The 23134-nt window shown below is 68.1% G+C and carries 18 protein-coding genes; 10 read left to right on the plus strand and 8 right to left on the minus strand.

All coding sequences use genetic code 11. The features are described 5' to 3' along the window. Positions 1 to 210: 210 nt before the first annotated feature. Positions 211 to 4095, minus strand: coding sequence for a phosphoribosylformylglycinamidine synthase (purL, locus tag LZ605_RS12800; protein ID WP_249841974.1), 3885 nt, complete (start codon positions 4093 to 4095; stop codon positions 211 to 213). 810 nt (positions 4096 to 4905) lie between these two features. On the opposite strand from purL, the gene LZ605_RS12805 reads away from it, so the two are divergent. Further along, positions 4906 to 7005 (plus strand): glycosyl hydrolase family 18 protein, encoded by a 2100-nt coding sequence (locus LZ605_RS12805; RefSeq protein ID WP_249841975.1) that lies wholly within the window; start codon positions 4906 to 4908, stop codon positions 7003 to 7005. A 122-nt stretch (positions 7006 to 7127) separates the two neighbouring features. Here LZ605_RS12805 and LZ605_RS12810 read toward each other — a convergent pair whose 3' ends face one another. Both LZ605_RS12810 and xerD read right to left on the minus strand, forming a co-directional pair. After that, a complete protein-coding gene (locus LZ605_RS12810; RefSeq protein WP_249841976.1) occupies positions 7128 to 7913 on the minus strand; it encodes a DsbC family protein in 786 nt (261 codons plus the stop codon). A gap of 99 nt (positions 7914 to 8012) precedes the next feature. Further along, the gene (xerD, locus tag LZ605_RS12815) at positions 8013 to 8990 is read right to left on the minus strand and encodes a site-specific tyrosine recombinase XerD (RefSeq protein WP_249841977.1); all 978 of its coding nucleotides are present in this window, start codon (positions 8988 to 8990) and stop codon (positions 8013 to 8015) included. Between the two features lie 56 nt (positions 8991 to 9046). Here xerD and LZ605_RS12820 point away from each other — a divergent pair, with 56 nt between their 5' ends. After that, on the plus strand, positions 9047 to 9538 hold the full coding sequence (locus LZ605_RS12820; RefSeq protein WP_249841978.1) for an RDD family protein: 492 nt from the start codon (positions 9047 to 9049) through the stop codon (positions 9536 to 9538). 90 nt (positions 9539 to 9628) lie between these two features. Here the strand turns inward: LZ605_RS12820 and lptG are convergent, their stop codons facing one another. Further along, complete coding sequence (gene lptG, locus LZ605_RS12825) at positions 9629 to 10735, minus strand: LPS export ABC transporter permease LptG (protein ID WP_107232273.1); 1107 nt, start codon at positions 10733 to 10735, stop codon at positions 9629 to 9631. Beyond that, entirely contained in the window at positions 10732 to 11814 is a 1083-nt protein-coding gene (lptF, locus tag LZ605_RS12830; protein WP_249841979.1) for an LPS export ABC transporter permease LptF, read from the minus strand. The genes lptG and lptF overlap by 4 nt, the downstream gene beginning before the upstream one ends. A 104-nt stretch (positions 11815 to 11918) precedes the next feature. Between lptF and LZ605_RS12835 the strand changes: the two genes are divergently transcribed. From LZ605_RS12835 to LZ605_RS12855, 5 genes are all read left to right on the plus strand, one after another. Next, positions 11919 to 13397, plus strand: a complete 1479-nt coding sequence (locus LZ605_RS12835) for a leucyl aminopeptidase (protein WP_249841980.1) — start codon at positions 11919 to 11921, stop codon at positions 13395 to 13397. Positions 13398 to 13479: 82 nt separating this feature from the next. After that, positions 13480 to 13905 (plus strand): DNA polymerase III subunit chi, encoded by a 426-nt coding sequence (locus LZ605_RS12840; RefSeq protein ID WP_014645876.1) that lies wholly within the window; start codon positions 13480 to 13482, stop codon positions 13903 to 13905. A 20-nt stretch (positions 13906 to 13925) separates the two neighbouring features. Continuing rightward, on the plus strand, positions 13926 to 14117 hold the full coding sequence (locus LZ605_RS12845; RefSeq protein ID WP_014035920.1) for a YqaE/Pmp3 family membrane protein: 192 nt from the start codon (positions 13926 to 13928) through the stop codon (positions 14115 to 14117). Positions 14118 to 14150: 33 nt separating this feature from the next. Continuing rightward, the gene (locus tag LZ605_RS12850; protein WP_249841981.1) at positions 14151 to 16979 is read left to right on the plus strand and encodes a valine--tRNA ligase; all 2829 of its coding nucleotides are present in this window, start codon (positions 14151 to 14153) and stop codon (positions 16977 to 16979) included. A gap of 108 nt (positions 16980 to 17087) precedes the next feature. Continuing rightward, the gene (locus LZ605_RS12855; RefSeq protein ID WP_249841982.1) at positions 17088 to 17909 is read left to right on the plus strand and encodes an EamA family transporter; all 822 of its coding nucleotides are present in this window, start codon (positions 17088 to 17090) and stop codon (positions 17907 to 17909) included. A 65-nt stretch (positions 17910 to 17974) separates the two neighbouring features. Here the strand turns inward: LZ605_RS12855 and rimI are convergent, their stop codons facing one another. The 3 genes from rimI to pssA are packed head-to-tail and all read right to left on the minus strand — an operon-like array spanning position 17975 to position 19748. Next, positions 17975 to 18472, minus strand: a complete 498-nt coding sequence (gene rimI, locus LZ605_RS12860) for a ribosomal protein S18-alanine N-acetyltransferase (protein ID WP_107232268.1) — start codon at positions 18470 to 18472, stop codon at positions 17975 to 17977. Further along, positions 18469 to 18975: a DNA polymerase III subunit psi gene (locus tag LZ605_RS12865; protein WP_249841983.1), complete on the minus strand. Its 507-nt coding sequence runs from the start codon at positions 18973 to 18975 to the stop codon at positions 18469 to 18471. The genes rimI and LZ605_RS12865 overlap by 4 nt, the downstream gene beginning before the upstream one ends. After that, complete coding sequence (pssA, locus tag LZ605_RS12870; RefSeq protein WP_249841984.1) at positions 18972 to 19748, minus strand: CDP-diacylglycerol--serine O-phosphatidyltransferase; 777 nt, start codon at positions 19746 to 19748, stop codon at positions 18972 to 18974. Before pssA ends, LZ605_RS12865 begins: the two co-directional genes overlap by 4 nt. An 80-nt stretch (positions 19749 to 19828) precedes the next feature. Here pssA and LZ605_RS12875 point away from each other — a divergent pair, with 80 nt between their 5' ends. The 3 genes from LZ605_RS12875 to LZ605_RS12885 all read left to right on the plus strand — a co-directional run bounded on the left by LZ605_RS12875 (position 19829) and on the right by LZ605_RS12885 (position 23091). Beyond that, a complete protein-coding gene (locus LZ605_RS12875; RefSeq protein ID WP_107232299.1) occupies positions 19829 to 20203 on the plus strand; it encodes a DUF4124 domain-containing protein in 375 nt (124 codons plus the stop codon). A gap of 575 nt (positions 20204 to 20778) precedes the next feature. After that, positions 20779 to 22482, plus strand: a complete 1704-nt coding sequence (locus tag LZ605_RS12880; RefSeq protein ID WP_249841985.1) for a proline--tRNA ligase — start codon at positions 20779 to 20781, stop codon at positions 22480 to 22482. A gap of 225 nt (positions 22483 to 22707) precedes the next feature. Continuing rightward, positions 22708 to 23091 (plus strand): H-NS family nucleoid-associated regulatory protein, encoded by a 384-nt coding sequence (locus LZ605_RS12885; protein WP_049398421.1) that lies wholly within the window; start codon positions 22708 to 22710, stop codon positions 23089 to 23091. Positions 23092 to 23134 lie beyond the last annotated feature (43 nt).

Below are 23134 nucleotides of genomic sequence, written 5' to 3' on the forward strand. Positions count from 1 at the left end.
CAAGACTTTGACATGGCAAATCCTATTGCCGTGAAGTAGTTCACTGTTTCACCTGTTTATAAAAGTATTTTGTTAGGCGTACGTGATGATTATCCGACGCATGAAAACGCATGTAACTGATGGCCGCGTCAGCATTTTCCTGATGGCAAAGAAAAACCCGCCGGAAGTCCGGCGGGTTTCCCATACGCACAGGCATTGTCGGTTGCGCGATCAGCCGCACCAGACCCGTGCGTTGCGGAACATGCGCATCCACGGCGAATCGCCCTGCCACTCGGCCGGTGCCCAGCTCAGGTTGAGCGCGCGCGGGGTGCGTTCCGGGTGCGGCATCATGATGGTGACGCGGCCGTCGGTGCTGGTCAGGCCGGTGATGCCGTCCGGTGAACCGTTCGGGTTCAGCGGGTACTGGCTGGCCACGTTGCCGTGGCCATCGATGTAGCGCAGCGCGACACGCGCCGTGGCCTGGTCGACCGCGTTGTCGAACACGGCCTGGCCTTCGCCATGCGCCACCGCCACCGGCAGGCGCGAACCGGCCATGCCACGCAGCAGGATCGAGGGCGATTCCACCACTTCCAGCAGTGCGGTACGCGCTTCGAACTGCTCGCTGGCGTTGCGACGGAACTGCGGCCAGTGCTCGGCACCGGGGATGATGCCCTTGAGCTGGCTCATCATCTGGCAGCCGTTGCACACGCCCAGCGCGAAGCTGTCCTCACGCGCAAAGAACGCGGCGAAGGCGTCACGCAGCGTGCTGCGTTCCAGGATCGAGGTGGCCCAGCCGCGGCCGGCACCGAGCACATCGCCGTAGCTGAAGCCACCGCAGGCAACCAGGCCGGTGAAGTCCTGCAGGGCCACGCGGCCTTCGATCAGGTCGCTCATGTGCACGTCGAAGGCGCGGAAGCCGGCACGTTCGAAGATGTTGGCCATTTCGATCTGGCCATTCACGCCCTGCTCGCGCAGCACCGCCACACGCGGGCGCGCACCGGTGTTGATGAACGGCGCGGCGACATCTTCATTGATGTCGAAGCTGAGCTTGGGCTTCAGGCCGGGCGCATTGAAGGCGCGCGCGACCTCCCGTTCGGCATCGGCGTTTTCCGGGTTGTCGCGGCGCTTCTGCATGGCGTGGGTGACCGACCACCAGGCATCGAACAGCGCGTCCCAGCGCCACTCGGCCAGGTTCTCGCCGGCCAGCGACACGCGCACCACCGGTGCAGTGGTCGGCCTGGCAATGCGCTGTGCGCATTCGGTCAGTGCATGGCGCTCGACCAGGTCGGCGAAGGCGGCACGGTCTTCGCGTGCGATCTGCACCACTGCACCCAGCTCTTCATTGAACAGGCTGCGGAACGGATCATCGCCCCAGGCATCGAGGGTGATGTCCAGGCCCATGCGCGAGGTGAAGGCCATCTCGCACAGCGCGGCGAAGGCACCGCCATCGCTGCGGTCGTGGTAGGCCAGCAGCAGGCCGGACTGGCGCGCATCGCGGATCAGTTCGAAGAAGGCACGCAGGCGCTGCGGATCGTCCAGGTCCGGCGCGGCACCGGCGAACGCCGGCAGGTCACCGTGATCGGCATGCACCTGGGCCAGGATCGAACCGCCCAGGCGCTGCTTGCCGGCGCCGAGGCCGATCAGCCACAGCTCGCTGTCCACGTCACGGTCGAGCAGCGGGGTCAGCTGCTGGCGCACGTCGAGCACCGGCGCGAACGCCGAGATCACCAGCGACACCGGCGACACGCTCTTGTGCGCCTCGCCCTGGTCGTGCCACTGCGCCTGCATCGACAGCGAGTCCTTGCCCACCGGGATGCTGATGTCCAGCTGCGGGCACAGCTCCATGCCCACCGCCTTCACCGCGTCGTACAGCAGCGCGTCTTCGCCCGGGTGGCCGGCCGCGGCCATCCAGTTCGCCGACAACTTGATCTCATCCAACGCATCCACCGGCGCCGCGCACAGGTTGGTCAGTGCTTCGCCCACCGCCATGCGCGCCGATGCAGCGGCATCGAGCAGGGCCAGCGGGGTGCGCTCGCCGATCGACATGGCTTCGCCGGCCACGCCGTCGAAGTCGGCCACGGTGATTGCCACGTCGGCTACCGGCAGCTGCCACGGGCCGACCATCTGTTCGCGTGCGGTCAAGCCGCCGACGCTGCGGTCACCGATGGTGACCAGGAAGTTCTTCGAGGCCACCGTCGGGTGCGCCAGCACACGCAGGCCCGCTTCGTGCAGATCCAGGCCGCCGGTCTTCAGCGCCGGCCAGCGCGGGGCCGGCGGGTGCGCGGTGTCGCGGTGCATCTTCGGCGGCTTGCCGAACAGCACGTCCATCGGCAGGTCGATCGGCGCGTCGGCCGGGGTGTGGCCGGGCACGGCGCCGTAGGCCACCACCAGGTGTTCCTCGGCGGTGGCCACGCCGACCGCAGCGAACGGGCAGCGCTCGCGCGCGCACAGCGCGGCGAACTCGGCCAGGCGTTCCTGGGCCACGCCCAGCACGTAGCGTTCCTGCGATTCGTTGCACCACAGCTGCATCGGCGACAGCGACGGATCATCGGTGGGCACCTTGCCCAGGTCGATGACACCGCCCACGCTCGAATCGTGCAGCAGTTCGGGGATGGCGTTGGACAGGCCACCGGCGCCGACGTCGTGGAAGAACTTGATCGGGTTGTTGGCCCCCATCGCCACGCAGCGGTCGATGACCTCCTGGCAGCGACGTTCCATCTCCGGGTTGTCGCGCTGCACGCTGGCGAAGTCCAGGTCCTCGGCGCTTTCGCCGGAGGCCACCGAACTGGCGGCACCGCCGCCGAGGCCGATCAGCATCGCCGGGCCACCGAGCACGATGACCGCATCACCGGCCTGCAGCTGGATCTTGTCGACCTGGATGCGATCGATGGCGCCGAGGCCACCGGCCAGCATGATCGGCTTGTCGTAGGCGCGGACCAGATCGGCGCCTTCGGGCAGCTCGAAGCTGCGGAAGTAGCCGAGCAGGTTCGGGCGGCCGAACTCGTTGTTGAACGCGGCGCCGCCGAGCGGGCCGTCGGTCATGATTTCCAGCGCCGGCGCCATGCGCGGGTTCAGCGCACGCGGCGCTTCCCACGGCTGCGGCAGTTCGGGAATGCGCAGGTGCGAGACCGAGAAGCCGGTCAGGCCGGCCTTGGGCTTGCCACCGCGGCCAGTCGCGCCTTCGTCGCGGATCTCGCCACCGGCACCGGTCGAGGCGCCCGGGAACGGCGCGATCGCGGTCGGGTGGTTGTGCGTTTCCACCTTGATCTGGAACGCGCTGGGCACCTGCGGCTCGCGGCGGTATTCGCCACTGGCCGGGTCCGGGCGATAGCGCGAGGCCGGATGGCCTTCGATCACCGCCGCATTGTCGCTGTACGCGCTGAGCGTGTGCTGCGGTGTCTGCTGGTGGGTGTTCTTGATCATCCGGAACAGCGAACGGTCCTGTTCCTGGCCGTCGATGGTCCAGCTGGCGTTGAAGATCTTGTGCCGGCAGTGCTCGGAGTTGGCCTGCGCGAACATCATCAGTTCCACATCCGACGGCGAGCGACCCAGCGCGGTGAAGCGTTCGCGCAGGTAGTCGATCTCGTCCTGGGCCATGGCCAGGCCGAGGCGCTGGTTGGCGGCCTCCAGCTGGTCCACCGGCACGCGTTCCAGCTCACCCCGCGCCGGCGCCGAGAACAGCGCCTGGCCCTGTTCGACCGTTTCCAGCACCGACTGCGTCATCGGATCGTGCAGCGACTTGACCAGCGCCTGCTGGGCGGCGGCATCGGCTGGCCAGCCCTGCACGTCGATGCGCAGGCCACGCTCGACCCGGCTGACCGGCTGGCCGGCACCGCGGACCAGTTCGGTGGCCTTGCTCGACCACGGCGACAGCGTGCCCAGGCGCGGCACCACGATGCGGCTGACCGCACCGTCGGCCACGGCCTGCGCCTGCGGCGCAGCCTCGAGGATGCGGCACAGGGTTGTCAGGTCGGGGGCGGCGGCACCTTCGGTCTGCACGAAGTAGACGTGCCAGGCACCGCTGATGCGCAGGGAGGGCGCGATGGACTGCAGGCGGGATTCAAGACGTTCGCGGCGGAACGGCGACAGGGCGGGCGCGCCCTCGAGGACCATCATGTCCGGGGAACCGTAGTTGGGAAACGGGCCCGACATTGTACCGGAAGCGGGGGAAGGGCTTTGGCCGGGCGGCGCCCGGCACCCGCCGAAGCCAGGGCAACGACAACAGCAACGGCCCAGGCAAAAGCTGGGTTCCCGTGGGATGGCGGGGTGGTGGGGGCCAGCAGGACACGCCGTAAACCCGTCCATGGGGGCTCGATGGCGCCATCCATGGCGCCAACGGTCCTGCTGGCCCCCACCACCCCGCCCCGACAGATTTCCGCGATCTGCCGCCATGCGTGGATGCTCCCCGGTAGTGCCGGCCGCTGGCCGGCAACCAGGAAATTTCAGAAGTCAGGCATTGAAGAGCGCAGCGACCGGCTTTTGCTTTTGATTTTCTGCTCTGTCCTCCGTGGCCGGCCGCGCAGGAACCTGTCCGTGGTCGGGTGGGTGGGCTGCGAAGGGGCGTAAGCGCCATGGATGGCGCGCCCGAGCCTACAGGGACGTATTCACGGCGCCCCCTGCGCCGCCCACCCACCCGGCCAACCTCCAGAAAGCCGCTGTTCGCGGAAAGCCCCAGCCACGAGGGGCTCCGCCGATGGCCGCCGACCGCGCGCAGCGCCTCTTTCCGCCTGAATCTTCGAACCATGCGCTTGCTCACGGATTGACCACACAATTGATGACAACGTTGTCCCCACCTGGCGCCGGACTCTCTCCCCGGCCTCCCAGGTACCCCGTCCGCCCCCTCCGTCGCCTTCCCGGGCGACGCCCGGACCTGCGTCACGCGCGGCGCCATCGGGGCCCGCGCGCCCTTTGATCGGAGACTTACCCATGTACGACCCGATTGTGCGCAGTGCCGAACGTGCGACCCGAAACTGTCGTCCCCGCCGCCTGGCCTGGCTGCTTGCCGTGGCCGCCGGTGCCGCTGCCCTGCCCGGACTGGCGCAGGCTGCCAGCTGTGCCGGCGTGGCCCAGTGGGACCAGGCCAAGATCTACCGGGCCGGCGATACCCTGCAGAAAGGAGGCGTCCTCTATCGGGCGAACCAGGACATCTGGAACGCGCCACCGGACCATCCGGCCGGTGCGCCCTACTACACCAACCTCGGCGCCTGTGATGGCGGCGGCACCAACCAGCCGCCGGTGGTCAGCCTGACCTCGCCGGCCAACGGCGCCACCTTCAGCGCCGGCAGCACGGTCAACGTGACCGCCAACGCCAGCGATCCCGACGGCAGCGTCGCCAAGGTCGAGTTCTTCCGCGACGGCAGCACGCTGGGCGTGGCCACCAGTGCGCCGTACGCGGCCAGCTGGACCAATGCCAGCGCCGGCAGCCACACCCTGCGCGCGGTGGCCACCGACAACAACAACGCCACCAGCAGCACCGCGACCATCACCATCACCGTCAACGCCGCCGGTGGCGATACCACCGCGCCCAGCGTGCCGGGTGGGCTGGCGGTGGGAACGCGGACCGCCAACAGCATCGCGCTCAGCTGGAGCCCGTCCACCGACAACACCGGCGGCAGCGGCGTGGCCGGCTATGACGTGTACCGCAACGGCAGCCTGGTCGGCTCGCCCTCCAGTGCCAGCTACGTCGATGGCGGGCTGACCGCATCGACCACCTACCGCTACCGCGTGCGCGCCCGCGACAACGCCGGCAATGCGTCGGCCCAGGGCACCGAGATCAGCGCCACCACGCTGGCCGGCGACGGTGGCACCACCGGCAAGCGGGTCATCGGCTACTTCACCCAGTGGGGCATCTACGGCCGCAACTACCGGGTCAAGAACATCGACAGCAGCGGTTCGGCCGCACGCCTGACCCACATCAACTACGCCTTCGGCAACGTGCGCAACAACCGCTGCGAAGTGGGCATCACCCAGCCGTCGGATCCGAACAGCGGTGCCGGTGGCGATGCCTTCGCCGACTACACCAAGGCGTTCAGCGCCGCCGAGAGCGTCAGCGGCAGCGCCGATACCTGGGACCAGCCGTTGCGCGGCAACTGGAATCAGCTCAAGCAGCTCAAGGCCAAGTACCCGGGCATGAAGGTGCTGATCTCGCTGGGTGGCTGGACCTGGTCGCGCGGCTTCTCCAGCGCGGCGCGCCCGGAAAACCGCCAGGCCTTCGTTGCCTCGTGCATCGATGCCTACATCAAGGGCAACCTGCCGGTGACCGACGGTGCCGGTGGTGCCGGTGCGGCGCTGGGCGTGTTCGACGGCATCGACATCGACTGGGAATACCCGGTGGCCTGCGGCATCGAATGCGGCAAGCCGGAAGACAACGCCAACTTCACCGCGCTGATGGCCGAGTTCCGCCGCCAGCTCGATGCGGTGCGTCCGGGCCTGTTGCTGACGGTGGCGGTGGGTGCCGGCATCGACAAGATCCGCGTCACCGATCCGGCCGCGTACCACCCGTACCTGGACTACATCAACGTGATGACCTACGACTTCCACGGCGCGTGGGATGCGAAGACCAATCACCAGTCGGCACTGTTCGATTCGCCGAATGATCCGTCCACCGGCGACCAGAAGCTGTACAACAGCAACGACGCCATCGAGGCCTTCATCAGCCGTGGCGTGCCCGCCGCCAAGCTCAACCTGGGCATCGGCTACTACGGGCGTGGCTGGACCGGCGTGGCCAACGCCAACAATGGCCTGTACCAGACCGCCAGCGGCGCCGCGCCGGGCACGTATGAGGCCGGCATCGAAGACTGGAAGGTGCTGAAGAACCTGGCGTGGCCGGGCTACACCGACAACACCGCCGGTGCCACCTGGATCTACAACGGCAGCACGCTGTGGAGCTTCGACACCCCGGCCAACATCACCCGCAAGATGGGCTATGTGAAGACCCAGGGCCTGGGCGGCGCGTTCGTCTGGGAGTTCAGTGGTGACGATGCGCAGGGCACGCTGACCAAGGCGGTCAGTGATGGCCTGAAGTAAGGAAAAAAGCCGGGGATGCGACACGCATCCCCGGCTTCCCGCCTGGAGCGCCGAGCCCATGCTCGGCTGATGTTCCCGCAGCCGAGCATGGGCTCGGCGCTACAGAAAAAGATCGGCGACGGTCAGCGCTTGGCCGACAGCTTTTCCAGCGCCGCGCGCAGCTGTGCCGGCGGCAGGTAGCCACCCAGCTGGGTGCCATCGGGCGCGAAGATCGCCGGCGTGCCGTTCACGCCCAGCTGCTGGCCCAGTGCGTACTGCATCGCCACCGGGTTGGTGCAGTTCCTGGCCGGCACGCTGCCACCGCGCTTGGCGTTGGTCAGCGCCTGGCGGCGGTCGGCGGCGCACCAGACCGAAATCATGTCGGTGTAGTCCTTGCTGCCCAGGCCCATGCGCGGGAACGCCAGGTATTCAACGGTGATGCCGTTGCGGTTGAGTTCGGCGATGTCCTGGTGCAGCTTGCGGCAATAGCCGCATTCGATATCGGTGAACACGCTGATGGTGTACTTGGCGTTCGGCGCGGCGAACACGATGCGATCACCGTGGTTGGCCTTGGCCAGCAGGCTGCGGCGATAGCCCAGCAGGCCCTCGCTGTTGGCCGGGCCCTTGGCACGGGTGTCGTAGGGCTGCGACTGGAACAGGTAGCGGCCATCATCGGATACGTACAGCAGCTGGCCGGAGACCACCACCTCGCGGAAACCGGGGAACGGCGCGGCACCGATGTAGTCCACTTCGAAGCCGGGGTTGAGCGCGGTCAGCGCGGCACGCACGGCCTGGTCGGCCGAACCGTTGGCGGCCGGACTGGCCTTGGCCGGTGCGGCGGTGGGTGCCTTGGCGGCCGGCGGGGCCGGCTGGGCACAGGCAGTCAGGCTGAGCGCACCGAACACGGCGGCGATGGCAAATCGAAGCATGGAACGGTCCGCGACAGAAGAAGACCCCGGATTCTGACACAGCCACCGCAGTCGGGCCGCGACGCCGGGCACGGCGCAAGGCAGGGTTCAGGCCCTCGCTCAGCCGCGCGGATGATGGCGGGCGTGCAGCTTCTGCAGATGCTCGCGCGCCACCAGGGTGTAGATCTGGGTGGTGGACAGCGAACTGTGGCCCAGCAGCATCTGCAGCGCACGCAGGTCGGCGCCGCGGTTGAGCAGGTGGGTGGCGAAGCTGTGGCGCAGGCCGTGCGGGCTGATCCGCACCGGGTCGATACCGGCAATCTGCGCGTATCGCTTGACCAGGTGCCAGAACGCCTGCCGGGTCAGCGCATGCAACGTCGCTTCGACAAACAGCGGGGTCTGCCCATCCGCCAAGGCCTGTACCTTGCCCTTGCCGACCAGCTGCGGTCGAGACTGCTGCAGGTAACGCTCCAGCCAATGCTGTGATTCCTCGCCCAGCGGCACCAACCGTTCCTTGCTGCCCTTGCCGGTGACCCGCAGCACGCCCTGGCGCAGGTTGACGGCGGTGGCCGGCAGCAGCACCAGTTCGCTCACGCGCAGGCCGGCGGCGTACATCAGTTCCAGCATGGCGCGGTCACGCAGGCCCAGCGGATCGTCGATGTCCGGCGCGGCCAGCAATGCGTCGATCTGGCTTTCGGCCAGCGCCTTGGGCAACAGCCGCGGCAGTTTCGGCGGATCGAGCAGTGCGCTGGGGTCTTCGCTGCGCTCGCCACGACGCACGCCGTCGGCGAAGAACGCGCGCAGTGCCGACAGCAGGCGCGCGTTGCTGCGCGGCGACCAGCCATGACGGGTACGCCAGGCCAGGTAGTCGAACAGGCCGGGACGTTCGATGCCGGCCAGCCCGCCATCGCGCCCATCCATCCAGCGCGCCAGGCCCTCCAGGTCGCGCCGGTAGCTGTCGAGGGTGGCGCGGGCCAGGCCGTTCTCGGCCCAGATCGCATCGAGGAATCGCTGGATGCGCGTGCTGTCGTCGGCGCGCAGTTCCGGCAGCTGCTGCACCAGCTGGCGGCGTTCGGCGGGGGTGGAAACAAGAGCCATGCGTGCAGGATACGAGCGCGACTGCGGATGCGGCCAGCATTGCGTATGCTCGGCGCATGTCCCGCCCTGCCCCCGAGGCCGCCGCTGCGGCCACCACCGAGATGCCCCGCCCACGTGCGTTGCTGCTGTGGCGCATGCTGGCGATGGTCTATGACGCGTTGCCGGTGCTGGCCCTGTGGATGCTGGCTGGCACGCTGTTCACCCTGGGCTACACCTTCAGCGGCCATGCCCAGCGCGAGAACATCGCACCGTTCAGCGCCTGGCAGTGGCTGCTGTGGGCAGTGTGCTGGGCCGTGACCGGGTGGTACGCCACGGCCAGCTGGCGCCGTGGCGGGCAGACGCTGGGCATGCGTCCCTGGCGCCTGAAGCTGGAATCAAGCGATGGCACGCCCTTGCAGCGCGCGCAGCTGTGGCTGCGTTTCGCGGTGGGCACGTTGTCGCTGCTGCTGGGCGGGCTGGGATTCTGGTGGGCGTGGCTTGATCGCCAGCACCTGACCTGGCACGACCGCGCCAGCGGTACCCGCCTGGTGCGCACGCCGAAGCGGTGATGCACGATCTGTAGAGTCCGAGCCATGCTCGACTGCGTTTCGCTCACAGCGCATCAGCCGAGCATGGGCTCGGCTCTACAACAACCTGGATCAGCCCGACTTGCGCCGGAACAGCAACCCGGACACCGCCAGCATCACGATCGGCGGCAGCGCATAGGCAATGCGGTAATCGAATTTCAACGCGCCGGCCATGCGGCCGAAGAACAGCTGCAGCAACCAGAAGCCCAGCGCGAACAGGATGCCCAGGAACAGGCGCTTGCCCATGCCGCCACTGCGCAGCGATCCGAACGCGAACGGCACGGCGGCCAGGCACAGCGCCAGCACGTTTACCGGGTAGAACCAGCGGCTCCAGTACACGTCCTCGAAATCGCGCGCGTCCAGCCCGTTGCGCTGCCGGTAGGCGATGCTGGTGCTGAGCTCGGACACGCTGAGGTTGCGCGGCTTGGCGATGCCGGTCGCCAGCGCGGCCGGGTCCAGCTTCGAGTTCCACGGTTCACGTGCCACTTCCTGGCGGGTGGCCGAGCGTTCGCCGAACGTATCGCGGCGCACCCCGGTCAGCACCCAGCCATCCTTGTCGTGCTCAACCGTGGCGGCGTGGGTCAACGAGGCGATCTGGCCGTCCTCGGCGACGCGGTACAGGCGCACGTCGCGCAGGATCAACCGCGTTCCCTTGTCACCGACCAGCTGCTCCTCGCCGCTCTGCGCATTGAGGAAGGTATCGCCTTCGCGTGCCCACAGCCCGGAATAGCGGGTGGTCGAGATATCCAGCCCCCACTTGGCGCTGGTCTTCAGCGCATCGGCGCGGTCCTGGCCCCACGGCCCCAGCGTCTCCGCGCTGAGCACCATCACGGCGGTCAGCAGCGACAGGGCGATCGCCACCGATACGCTCAGGCGCTTGCGCGACAGGCCCAGCGCGCGCAGCGCGGTCAGCTCCGAGGTCGCCGCCAGCTGGCCCAGGCCCATCAGTGAGCCGATCACCGCAGCGGTCGGGAAGAAGGTGTAGGCACGGCGCGGCACGGTGTACAGCACCCAGGCCGCAGCGTGGCCCAGCGTGTAGCCGTTCTTGCCGATGTCCTTGAATTCGCCGGAGAAGGCCATCACCACGTCCAGGCCCACCAGCACCGCCCAGGTCAGCAGCACGGTGGTGAACACCGAACGCCCCAGGTACAGGTCGAAACGCATCGGGCGCAGCCTCATGCGCGGGCTCCCTTCGGGCGGCCCAGGCGGCCATCACGTGCATACATCCAGATTGCCAGCGCCAGCAGCGGCAGGGTCAGCCACCACAGGCCGAGCGCGGCCGGGATCTTGCCGTTGGCGATCCAGCCGCTGCCGATGAACATCAGGTTGGTGCCCACCATGTAGGCCATCAGGGCCAGCATCATGCGTCCATAGCGCTGCTGGCGCGGCGAGCTGCGGCCCAGCGGCACGGTCAGCAGGGCAAACGCCAGCGCGATCAACGGCGGCGCCAGGCGGCGGTGCAGCTGTGCCTGCGCCTGCGGCCGCGCATCTCCGATCAACTGCAGGGTCGGCATCAGTTCGGGATCATCCTCGGTGCGGGCCTGTGCGCCATCGGGCAGGGCCACGTCGTTGCGGGCGAAGGTCGCCAGCCGGTAGTCCAGCCCACCGGCCGCGGGCCCTTCCACCTGGTGGCCGTCATCCAGCTCCAGGAAGCGCTGGCGGGTGCCCTCGAAATACATGCGGCCGCCGTTGGCCGACACCACTTCCAGGCGGTCATCCTTCTGCCGCTGCAGGAACACCTTGCCAAGCTGGGTGCCATCGGGCGAGATCGAGGACAGGTAGACCACCCCGCCATTGGGCAGCGGGGTGAAGCGGCCCGGCTCCAGCCCGGCCATCAGCACGCTGCGGTTGGCCTCGATGATCATCTGCTCGGCCACCCGCCCGGCCCAGGGCCCCAGCCACAACGAGCAGGCACCGACCAGCAGCACCACCGGCACCACCAGCATCAGCAGCGGCCGCAGCAGGCGCTTGGGGCCCACGCCAATGGCGGTGATGACCGCCATTTCCGAGTCGCGGTACAGCCGGGCGATGGCCAGCAGCAGGCCCAGCATCAGCGCCAGCGGCAGGATCAGCGGCAGGTAGGCGATGAACTGCAGGCCCAGCTGCGAGAACAGCAGCTTGGCCGGCAGGCGTCCGTCGGCGATGTTGCCGAGGATGTCCACCAGCACGCCGCCCACGCTGACCACCAGCAGGACGATCAGGGTAGCCAGGAAACTCTGGACGAAATCGCCCAGCAGGTATCGGTCGAGCTTCAGCATGGGGCGGTGGTTTAAACTCTGGGGTTCGTTCGCGGTGCCGCCCAGTCTACTGTCTGGGCGTAAACGGCCTGCGATTGTACGGACTCGCCAATGGAATCTGCTCAATGGCCCTCGAATTCACCCTGAACCACGTTGCTCCGGCCGCCGCCACCGTTGATTGCCTGGTGGTTGGCGCCTATGCCGACCATACCCTGACTCCGGCCGCACAGGCCCTGGACGCCGCCAGCGGTGGCCGCCTGGCCGCCCTGGCCCAGCGTGGCGACCTGTCCGGCAAGACCGGCGCCACCACCCTGCTGCACGACCTGCCGGGCGTGAGCGCCGCGCGCGTGCTGGTGGTCGGCCTGGGCGACGCCGCCCGCTTCGGCGTGCCGCAGTACCTGAAGGCCGTGGGCGACGCCGTGCGCGCGCTGAAGGCCGGCGCCACCCGCAGCGCGCTGTTCACCCTGTCCGAGGTGGCGATCAAGGACCGCGACGCGGCCTGGGCCATCCGCCAGGCGGTGATCGCCGCCGATCACGCCGCCTACCGCTACACCGCCACCCTGGGCAAGAAGAAGGCCGACGACGCCGGTCTGACCCAGCTGGCCATCGCCGGTGACGACGCGCAGGCGCTGGCCCAGGGCCAGGCCATCGCCGCCGGTGTCGAGTTCGCCCGCGAGCTGGGCAACCTGCCGCCGAACTACTGCACCCCGGCCTACCTGGCCGAAGTGGGCGTGAAGTTCGCCGGCGAGCACGACGGCGCCGAAGCCGAGATCCTCGACGAGCACCAGATGGAAGCGCTGGGCATGGGCTCGCTGCTGGCCGTGGCCCGTGGTTCGGCCAACCGCCCGCGCCTGGTGGTGCTGAAGTGGACCGGTGCAGGCGACGCCAAGCCCTATGTGCTGGTCGGCAAGGGCATCACCTTCGATACCGGTGGCGTCAACCTGAAGACCCAGGGCGGCATCGAAGAGATGAAATACGACATGTGCGGTGGCGCCAACGTCATCGGCACCTTCGTCGCTGCGGTCAAGGCCAAGCTGCCGCTGAACCTGGTGGTGGTGGTGCCGGCGGTGGAAAACGCCATCGATGGCAACGCCTATCGTCCGTCCGACGTGATCACCTCGATGTCGGGCAAGACCATCGAAGTGGGCAACACCGACGCCGAAGGCCGCCTGATCCTGTGCGACGCGCTGACCTACGCGCAGCGCTTCGAGCCGCAGGCCCTGGTCGACGTGGCCACCCTGACCGGTGCCTGCATGGTCGCCCTCGGCCACCAGACCGCCGGCCTGATGAGCAAGCACGACGACCTGGCCAACGAGCTGCTGGCCGCCGGCGAGCACGTGTTCGACCGCGCCTGGCGCCTGCCGCTGTGGGACGAGTACCAGCCGATGCTGGATTCGAGCTTCGCCGACGTCTACAACATCGGCGGCCGCTGGGCTGGTGCGATCACCGCCGGCTGCTTCCTGTCGCGCTTTGCCGAAGGCCAGCGCTGGGCCCACCTGGACATTGCCGGCGTGGCCAGCGATGAAGGCAAGCGTGGCATGGCCACCGGTCGCCCGGTCGGCCTGCTGAGCCAGTGGCTGCTGGACCAGGCCGCCCGCGCCTGATGCCGTACCCGACCCTGGCCGGCAACCGCCGGCCAGGGCCTCGCCCGGCACGACCGGGCCCCTGCCTGACCCGGACCCTGCCATGCCCCGCGCCGACTTCTACCTGATCGCCAAGCCCCGCTTCCTGACCGAGCCGTTGCGCCTGGTCTGCGAGCTGGCGCGCAAGGCCAACGACGCCGGGTTGTTCACCCTGGTGCTGGCCCGCGACCAGGCCCAGGCTGAGGAACTGGACGAGCTGCTGTGGGCGTTCGACAACGATGCCTACATCCCGCACCAGATCGCCGGCGAAGACATGGACGAGGAAGAGGCGCTGGTGCTGATCGCCGTGCCCGGCACCGATGCGCCGGCGCGCCCGCTGGTGATCAACCTGCGCGATGAGCCCTGGCTGGGCCAGTGCGAGCGCGTGCTGGAAGTGGTCCCGGCCGATCCGGAAGCGCGCGAACCGCTGCGCGAGCGCTGGCGCCAGTACAAGGCCGCCGGCTACGACCTGAACAAGCACGACATGTAAGCCCCGCGAGGACCCCCTTGATGCGCCTGCTGATCGCCCTGATCCTTCCCTGGCTGTCCTTCTTCACCATCGGCCGACCGCTGGCCGGGATCGTCTGCCTGATCCTGCAGATCACCCTGATCGGCTGGCTGCCCGCCGCCATCTGGGCCGCCTATGCGGTCAGCCAGTACCACACCGACCAGAAGATCCGGCGCGCCCTCGGGTCGCGCTGATCTCCCTTCCGCCTTGATTACCGGTTCCCCCGCATGACCCAACTCGCCTCCAGCTACGACCCGAAGTCCTTCGAGACCGACCTCTACGAGGCCTGGGAGAAGGCCGGCCACTTCAAGCCGTCCGGCACGGGCGAGCCGTACACCATCCTGCTGCCGCCGCCGAACGTGACCGGCACCCTGCACATGGGCCATGCCTTCCAGCAGACCCTGATGGATGCGCTGGTGCGCTACCACCGCATGCGTGGCTACGACACGCTGTGGCAGGTCGGTACCGACCACGCCGGCATCGCCACCGAAATGGTGGTCAGCCGCAACCTGGCGCTGGAAGGCAAGGGCGAGACCCGCGATTCGCTGGGCCGCGAAGGCTTCATCGGCAAGGTCTGGGAGTGGAAGCAGCAGTCCGGCGACACCATCGAGCGCCAGATGCGCCGCCTCGGCACCTCCGCCGACTGGTCGCGCAGCACCTTCACCATGGACCCGCAGCCGTCGGCCGCGGTGAACGAAGCCTTCGTGCGCTGGTACGAGCAGGGCCTGATCTACCGTGGCCAGCGCCTGGTCAACTGGGACCCGGTGCTGAAGACCGCCATTTCCGACCTGGAAGTGGAGAGCGCCGAGGAAGACGGCTTCCTGTGGTCGATCGCCTACACGCTCGATGACGGCCTGAGCTACGAGCACGTCGAGCGCGATGCCGACGGCGTGGAAACCCTGCGCGAGACCCGCGACTACCTGGTGGTGGCCACCACCCGCCCGGAAACCCTGCTGGGTGATACGGCGGTGATGGTGCATCCGGAAGACGAGCGCTATGCGCACCTGATCGGCAAGCAGGTGGTGCTGCCGTTGACCGGCCGCCGCGTGCCGGTGATCGCCGACGACTACGTGGACCGTGCCTTCGGCACCGGCGTGGTCAAGGTCACCCCGGCGCACGACTTCAACGACTATGAAGTCGGCGTGCGCCACAGCCTGCCGATGATCAACCTGTTCACCCCGGTGGCGGCGCTGAATGAAAATGCGCCCGAACGCTTCCAGGGACTGGACCGCTACGCCGCGCGCAAGGCGGTGCTGGCCGAGCTGGAAGACCTGGGCATTCTGGTCGAGACCCGCGCGCACAAGCTGCAGGTGCCGCGCGGCGACCGTACCGGCCAGGTGATCGAGCCGTACCTGACCGACCAGTGGTTCGTGAAGATGGACGACCTGGCCAAGCGCGGTCTGGAACTGGTCGAAGACGGAACCATCGCCTTCGTGCCGCCGAACTGGATCAACACCTACCGCCACTGGATGAACAACATCCAGGATTGGTGCATCAGCCGCCAGCTGTGGTGGGGCCACCGCATTCCGGCGTGGTTCGACGCCGCCACCGGCAGCTGCTACGTCGGTCGCAGCGAAGCGGAAGTGCGCGCCAAGCACAACCTCGGCAGCGACGTGGTGCTGAACCAGGAAAGCGACGTGCTGGAGACCTGGTTCTCCTCGCAGCTGTGGCCGTTCTCCACCCTGGGCTGGCCGAACGAACAGGCCATGGCCGAGCGCGGCTTCGACCGTTACCTGCCGTCGTCGGTGCTGATCACCGGCTTCGACATCATCTTCTTCTGGGTGGCGCGCATGATCATGGCCACCGACAACCTGGTCGGGAAGATCCCGTTCAAGGACGTCTACTTCACCGGCCTGATCCGCGACGGCCAGGGCCAGAAGATGTCCAAGAGCAAGGGCAACGTGCTCGACCCGCTGGACATCATCGACGGCATCAGCATCGACGACCTGGTCGCCAAGCGTACCGGCGGCCTGATGCAGCCGAAGATGGTGGAGAAGATCGAGAAGGCCACCCGCAAGGAATTCCCGGACGGCATCGCTGCCCACGGTGCCGATGCGTTGCGCTTCACCATCGCCGCGCTGGCCACCCACGGCCGCGACATCAAGTTCGACATGAACCGCGCCGAGGGCTACAAGAACTTCTGCAACAAGCTGTGGAATGCCAGCCGCTTCGCCCTGATGAACACCGAGGGCGCCGCATTCACTGGCGTGCCGACGCCGCGCACCGACGCCGAGCGCTGGATCCTGGCGCGCCTGGCGGCGGTGTCGGCCGAAGCGCAGGGCCACTACGCCAACTACCGCTTCGACCTGCTGGCGCAGTGCCTGTACGAGTTCGCCTGGAACGAGTTCTGCGACTGGTTCCTGGAACTGAGCAAGCCGGCATTGAACGGTGCCGACGCCGCCGACGCCGAAAGCACCCGCCACACCCTGCTGTACGTGCTCGAAGCGCTGCTGCGCCTGCTGCATCCGCTGACCCCGTTCATCACCGAACAGCTGTGGCAGCAGCTGGCGCCGCGTCTGGGCCTGGCCGCGACCACGCTGTCGCTGCGCCCGTACCCGACCGCCGACGAATTCGCCGGCGACTTCGCCCAGGCCGAGGCCGACGTGGAGTGGCTGAAGGCGGCCATCAGCGCCGTGCGCCGCGTGCGCAGTGAACTCAATGTCGCCCCGTCCAAGCTGGTGCCGCTGCGCCTGCAGGCAGGCCTCGAGCTGGACCGTGTGCGCATCGAACGCTTCAATGCCTCGCTGTCGTTCCTGCTGAAGCTGGACAGCATCCAGTGGCTGGCCGAGGGTGAAAGCGCACCGCCGGCCGCTGCGGCGATCGTCGGCGAGCTGAAGCTGCTGGTGCCGCTGGAAGGCCTGGTCGATCTCGATGCCGAGCGTGCGCGCCTGGACAAGGAAATCGCCCGCGTCGAAGCAGAGAAGGAGAAGAGCGAGACCAAGCTGGCCAGGTTCACCGACAAGGTGCCGCCGGCCGTGGTCGAGCAGGAGCGTGTGCGCCTGGCCGACTGGAACACCCAGCTGGCCGGCCTGCGCGAGCAGCGCGCGAAGCTGTAACGCCACCCTCTGGTGCGTGCCAACCAAGGTTGGCACCTACCACCGCGGAATCGGAAACGCCGGGCGATGCCCGGCGTTTCCATTTCCCCCGCATGGCATCATCGCCCGATGCCTCTTTCGATCTTCCTGCTGGTTCTCGCCGCGGCGGCACTGCATGCCAGCTGGAATGCGATCGTCAAGCGCGGGCCGGACAAGTTCCTCGGCACCGTGCTGGTTACCGGCAGCGCCGCGCTGCTGTCGTCCGCCGCCCTGCCCTTCCTGCCGTTTCCCGCCGCGCACAGCTGGCCCTGGCTGGGCGCATCGGTGCTGCTGCAGGTGACCTACTACGGCCTGGTCGCACGCTGCTATCAGCAGGTCGACATGAGCCTGGCCTATCCGCTGATGCGTGGCAGTGCGCCGATCCTGGTCGCGCTGGCGGGCACCCTGCTCGGCGAACGGCTGCCACCTGCGGCCTGGCTGGGCGTGCTGCTGGTCAGTACCGGCATCCTGTGCATGGCACTGGGTGCACGCGGCGGTCAACTGCGCCTGCCGCTGCTGACCGCCGCGATGATCGCCACCTACACCCTGGTCGATGCGCAGGGCGCACGCCAGTCCGGCAACGCGCTCAGCTACACGTTGTGGCTGTTCCTGCTGTCGGGCATTCCGCTGCCGCTGTGGGCGTTGTACACGCGCGGCGGCGCGGTGCTGGACTATGCGCGGCAGCATTGGCCGCTGGGACTGGCCGGTGGCGTCGGCACCACGGCCTCCTATGCGATGGCCTTGTGGGCCATGACCCAGGCACCGGTGGCCATGGTCTCGGCGCTGCGCGAATCCTCGATCCTGTTCGCGCTGCTGATCTCGGTGTTCCTGCTGCGCGAACGCATTCCGCGCGCGCGCTGGCTGGCAGCGTCGCTCATCGTGAGCGGCGTATTGGCGTTGCGGTTGGCGTAACGGTAGCGCCGGGCCGTGCCCGGCGAGCGCAGTAGTGCCGCCCCCGGGCCGGCACCCCTTCTCCGTTACAGCGGCGGCATCGCCTGCAGGTCGTCGCCGACCAGTTCGATGGCCATCACCACCGCGTCCTCCCGACCCTGTGCGGCCGGGTAATAGCGCGGCCGGCGGCCGATCTCGTTGAAGCCTTCGCTGTGGTACAGCGCCAATGCCGGCGTGTTCGACGGGCGCACCTCAAGGAACACCCGCTGCGCGCCCCGATCACGGGCCAGCTGGACCAGCGCGCGCAGCAGTTGGCGGCCCAGGCCACGCGATTGCGCCAGCGGATCGATGCAGATGTTCAGCACGTGCGCCTCATCGGCGGCGAGGCTGAGCACGCCGTAGCCGATCAGCTGGCCGTCGCGCTCCATCGCCAGGCCGGGATAGCCGGCGCGCAGGCAGTCGATGAAGATGCCGCGGGTCCAAGGAAACGGATAGCCACGCAGCTCGATCGCCATCACCGCATTGAGATCGCTCTCGCGCAGCGCGCGCAGGCGCACCGGCCCCGGCTGGCTGACCGCACTCATGCTGCCCCCCGCTTGCGCAGGGCACGCAGCTGCGGCCACAGCGCACGCTTGGCGGCCGGATCGTGGCGCAGCTGGTCCAGCGGCCAGCTGTCCATCAGCGCCTGGGTGGCCGGGTCGTTCGGGTTGCAGCCCGACGCACGCAGCAAGGCGATCTGCAGCCGGTCCGGCAGGCGCACCACCGGTTGCCGGGCGTTGCCGCTGGGCAACGGACGTGCCGTGGCCGCTGCGGTATCCGGTGCGGTGACCGGAGGCTCGCGACGCGGCGGTGCCGGGCGTTCCGGGCGCGCCGCAGGTGCGGCGCCGCCATGGCGTTCGTGGGCCGCATCGTCCACGTGGGCGGGCCCGGCCGGCGGCGCAGCGCGGGCTTCGGCGTTGGCCACGCTCAGCTGCAGCGCGGCATCCAGCTCGGCAGCCAGCTGGCCGTCGTGGTAGACGGCGTAGCCCATGGCCTGCAGCCAGGCCTGCTGGGCCGGCGACCACAGCACGGGCAGATCCTGGCTCACGCGGCCTCGGACTTCTTGCGCAGGCGTTGTACGGCCCACATCACCGGGCCGGACAGGGCGTACAGGATGCCGACCGCGAACAGCACGCGCGGCAGGTCGATCACCGCGATGGCGATGGCCACCGGCACCAGCGCCAGCACCAGGAACGGCACGCGCTCAGCACGACCGTCCTTGGCGGCACCGCCCTTGAAGCTCCAGAAGCGGATACGGCTGACCATCAGCAGCGCGGCGACCAGGGTCACCGCCAGCGCGACGTAGCGCAGCTGATTGCCATCCCAGCCCAGATTGCCGTCGGCGAAAGCCCAGACAAAGGACATCATCAGGCCGGCCGCGGCCGGGCTGGCCAGGCCGACGAACCAGCGCTTGTCGACCACCGCCACCTGGGTGTTGAAGCGGGCCAGGCGCAGGGCCGCGCACGCGGCATACAGGAATGCCACCGCCCAGCCGACGCGGCCCAGCAGCGGGTCATCGAACTTCAGCCACGACAGCGACCAGTGGTACATCACCAGCGCCGGCGCCATGCCGAAGCTGACCAGGTCGGCCAGCGAGTCGTACTGCACGCCGAACTCGCTGCTGGTACCGGTCAGGCGCGCCACGCGCCCGTCCAGCCCATCCATCACTGCGGCCACGAACACCGCAATGCTGGCGTTGACGAAATCGCCGTTGGCGGCAGCGATGATCGCGTAGAAGCCCGCGAACAGGCCGGCCGTGGTGAACAGGTTGGGCAGCAGGTAAATCGTGCGCGAGCGCGGCGGCGGTGTGATCGGGTCCATGGAATCCAGTTTAATCGACTTGCCAGCCGTCGGCGCCAATGCTGCAATCGGCGTTCTACGCCCATTCTGCGGAGTTTGCCATGCGTGCCCTGTCCAGCCTTGGATGCCTGCTGCTGTTGGCCAGTGCCAACGCCGTGGCCGGCCCGGTGTACAAGTGGAAGGACGCCAATGGCGTTACGCAGTACTCGGAGACCCCTCCGGCGGGCAGGAAGTATGAGACCCGTGAGCAGGCCCGCAGCCCCCAGGCCGCGGCCAGCGCCGAGGCTCCGGCCGCGCCGGTGCCCGAGCCGTGCAGTACCGCCCGCGCCAACCTGGCCCTGCTGGAAGGCACCGGCCAGGTGATGCACGACACCGATGGCGACGGCAAGCCCGATACCGCGTTGACCCCGGAACAGCGCAGCGCGCAGAAGGGGTTGGCGGAAGCGGCCATCAAGGCGTACTGCCCGGCGGAGTGAGGGTATCGGCAGGGCTTGCAGCCCTGCACCTGCTTCAAGCAACGGCAACGGCAACAGCCGGCTATGGGCTTTCTGTGGGTTTGGCGGGGCGGTGTGGGCTGGCAGGACACGCCGTAAACCCTTCCATGGGGGCTCGATGGCGCCATCCATGGCGCCAACGGTCCTGCCAGCCCACACCACCCCACCTCCGACAGGTTCCTGGTGACGGTGGCAGATCCACGCCATGCGTGGATGAATCTCCATGGAAATCGAATATTTCGAGAATTGATCGAAAAGCCGAGCATGGCTCGGCTCTACAAAAGGGCGACAGATCGCGGAAAACTGTCGAAGGCGGGGTGGGTCCGGTTGCGGGGGCGTGAGCGCCATGGATGGCGCGACCGAGCCTACAGGGACGTATTTACGGCGTCCCCCGCAACCGGACCCACCCCGCCATCCCACGGGAAGTCCGCCTTTGCCGTTGCTTCGGCAGTTGCAGTTGACGTTGCTTGAGGCGGGTGCAGGGCGCAGCCCTGCCAGTACCCCCACCCCGGCCGGGCTGGCAGAATAGGCGACTCTGCCGTTATCCGAAGCCGACGATGCGCCTCTCCCAGTTCCACCTGCACACCACCAAGGAAACCCCCAGCGACGCCGAGCTGACCAGCCACCGGCTGATGCTGCGCGCGGGGATGATCCGCAAGCTCGCCTCCGGCCTGTACACCTGGTCGCCGCTGGGCCTGCGCGTGCTGCGCAAGGTCGAACGCATCGTGCGCGAGGAAATGGACCGTGCCGGCGCGGTGGAATTCCAGATCCCCACCATCCAGCCGAAGGAACTGTGGGAGCAGACCGGGCGCTGGCAGAAGTTCGGCCCGCAGCTGCTGAAGATCAAGGACCGCAAGGACCAGGTGTTCTGCTACAGCCCGACCGCCGAGGAAGCAGCCTGCGACTTCGCGCGCAGCGAGCTGTCCAGCTACAAGCAGCTGCCGGTGAATTTCTACCAGGTGCAGACCAAGTTCCGCGACGAGATCCGCCCGCGCTTCGGCGTGATGCGTTCGCGCGAGTTCCTGATGAAGGACGCCTATTCGTTCCACCTGCACGATGAATGCCTGGTGCGCGAATACGAAAACATGAAGTCGGCCTACAGCCGCATCTTCACCCGCCTGGGCCTGGACTTCCGCATGGTGCAGGCCGATTCCGGTGCGATCGGCGGCGATGCCTCGCAGGAATTCCACGTGATCGCCGATTCCGGCGAAGACGCACTGGTGTTCTCCACCGGCTCGGATTACGCGGCCAACATGGAAGCGGCGATCGCGGCCGATCCGGCGCCGCGTGCGGCCGCCACCGAAGCCATGCGCAAGGTCGACACGCCCACCCAGAAGACCTGCGAGGACGTCGCCGCCCTGCTCGGCATCGACCTGCAGCGCACCGTGAAGTCGGTGGCGCTGGTCGCCGGCGAAGGCCAGGCGCAGCAGTTCGTGCTGGTGCTGGTGCGCGGCGACCATGAGGTCAACGAGATCAAGCTGGCCAAGGTGGCCGGTCTGGACGAACAGCGCTTCGCCAGCGAAGCGGAGATCGCCGAGTACCTGGGCAGCGTGCCCGGCTTCCTCGGCCCGGTCGCCCCGGCCAAGGCCATCCGCGTGGTCGCCGATCGCGAAGTGGCGGCGATGTCCGACTTCGTCGTCGGCGCCAACGAAGCCGGCTTCCACCTGGCCGGCGTCAACTGGGGCCGCGATCTGCCGGAACCGGAAGTGGCCGACATCCGCAACGTGCGTGCCGGTGACCGGGCGCTGGACGGTGGCGAACTGAAGATCGCCCGCGGCATCGAAGTCGGCCACGTGTTCCAGCTCGGCCGCAAGTACGCCGAAGCACTCGATGCCACCGTGCTGGACGAGAACGGCAAGGCCGCGGTGATGGCGATGGGGTGCTATGGCATCGGCATCTCGCGCGTGGTGGCTGCCGCAATTGAACAGAACCATGACGATGCCGGCATCATCTGGCCGGACGCGATGGCACCGTGGCAGGTGGTGGTGTGCGTGATCAACCCGAAGGGTGACGCTGCGGTGGCCGAAGCGGCGGCCAGCCTGCTGCAGGAACTGCGCGACGCCGGCCTGGATGCGGCGCTCGATGACCGTGGCCTGCGCCCGGGCGCGATGTTCGCCGACATGGAACTGATCGGTATTCCGCACCGCGTGGTGGTCAGCGAACGAGGCCTGGCTGCAGGTACCTACGAGTACCGTTCGCGCCGCGCCAGCGAAGCCGAGAGCCTGGACAAGGCCTCCCTGCTGCAGCGCCTGCAGGGCTGATCGGCACACTGGACCGGGGCATGCCCCGGTCTTTTTTTGCCGGTGACCGGCCCGCCGGAATATGGCAGCAGACATAATCCGGTCAAAATGCCCGCGTTGCAGCCGGCAGGTCGCCAAGACCTGTCCCGGCAGTATTTGTGCTTGGAATAATTCATCTCTATTCTGTCCCGCGACGCCATGGACTGGCTCGTCCCGTCCACACATTAGTTTCTGGAGTAACCGTAAATGAGCATTGACCTGACCGGCCTGTCGGCACGCGAGCTGGGCGCCCTGATCCGCACCGCGAAGAAGCAGCAGACCATCGTTGCCAAGCGCCGGCCGATCACCAAGGTTCGCGCCCAGCTGACCAAGCTGGCCAAGACCGAGGGTTACACGATCGAGGAACTGTTCGGCGACGCCCCGGCACCGCGCGCGCGCAAGGTGGCCAAGGCCGCCAAGGCGCCGTCCAAGACCGCCGGCCGCAAGCTGGGCAAGGTGGCGCCGAAGTACCGCAACCCGGCCAACCCGAAGGAAACCTGGACCGGCCGTGGCAAGCAGCCGCGCTGGATGGCCGAGCTGACCGCCAAGGGCAACAAGAAGCCGGAAGATTTCCTGATCAAGAAGGCCTGAGGCCGGATCGGAAAGCAGTGGGAAAACGCCGGCGAAAGCCGGC

It is taken from the genome of Stenotrophomonas maltophilia (genome assembly GCF_023518235.1).
In the GTDB taxonomy this organism is placed as follows: Bacteria; Pseudomonadota; Gammaproteobacteria; order Xanthomonadales; family Xanthomonadaceae; genus Stenotrophomonas.

Coding starts and splice junctions, on each gene's coding strand:
- purL (WP_249841974.1), bottom strand. CDS start 4,095: ATGATGGTCCTCGAGGGCGCGCCCGCCCTGTCGCCGTTCCGCCGCGAA.
- LZ605_RS12805 (WP_249841975.1), top strand. CDS start 4,906: ATGTACGACCCGATTGTGCGCAGTGCCGAACGTGCGACCCGAAACTGT.
- LZ605_RS12810 (WP_249841976.1), bottom strand. CDS start 7,913: ATGCTTCGATTTGCCATCGCCGCCGTGTTCGGTGCGCTCAGCCTGACT.
- xerD (WP_249841977.1), bottom strand. CDS start 8,990: ATGGCTCTTGTTTCCACCCCCGCCGAACGCCGCCAGCTGGTGCAGCAG.
- LZ605_RS12820 (WP_249841978.1), top strand. CDS start 9,047: ATGTCCCGCCCTGCCCCCGAGGCCGCCGCTGCGGCCACCACCGAGATG.
- lptG (WP_107232273.1), bottom strand. CDS start 10,735: ATGAGGCTGCGCCCGATGCGTTTCGACCTGTACCTGGGGCGTTCGGTG.
- lptF (WP_249841979.1), bottom strand. CDS start 11,814: ATGCTGAAGCTCGACCGATACCTGCTGGGCGATTTCGTCCAGAGTTTC.
- LZ605_RS12835 (WP_249841980.1), top strand. CDS start 11,919: ATGGCCCTCGAATTCACCCTGAACCACGTTGCTCCGGCCGCCGCCACC.
- LZ605_RS12840 (WP_014645876.1), top strand. CDS start 13,480: ATGCCCCGCGCCGACTTCTACCTGATCGCCAAGCCCCGCTTCCTGACC.
- LZ605_RS12845 (WP_014035920.1), top strand. CDS start 13,926: ATGCGCCTGCTGATCGCCCTGATCCTTCCCTGGCTGTCCTTCTTCACC.
- LZ605_RS12850 (WP_249841981.1), top strand. CDS start 14,151: ATGACCCAACTCGCCTCCAGCTACGACCCGAAGTCCTTCGAGACCGAC.
- LZ605_RS12855 (WP_249841982.1), top strand. CDS start 17,088: ATGCCTCTTTCGATCTTCCTGCTGGTTCTCGCCGCGGCGGCACTGCAT.
- rimI (WP_107232268.1), bottom strand. CDS start 18,472: ATGAGTGCGGTCAGCCAGCCGGGGCCGGTGCGCCTGCGCGCGCTGCGC.
- pssA (WP_249841984.1), bottom strand. CDS start 19,748: ATGGACCCGATCACACCGCCGCCGCGCTCGCGCACGATTTACCTGCTG.
- LZ605_RS12875 (WP_107232299.1), top strand. CDS start 19,829: ATGCGTGCCCTGTCCAGCCTTGGATGCCTGCTGCTGTTGGCCAGTGCC.
- LZ605_RS12880 (WP_249841985.1), top strand. CDS start 20,779: ATGCGCCTCTCCCAGTTCCACCTGCACACCACCAAGGAAACCCCCAGC.
- LZ605_RS12885 (WP_049398421.1), top strand. CDS start 22,708: ATGAGCATTGACCTGACCGGCCTGTCGGCACGCGAGCTGGGCGCCCTG.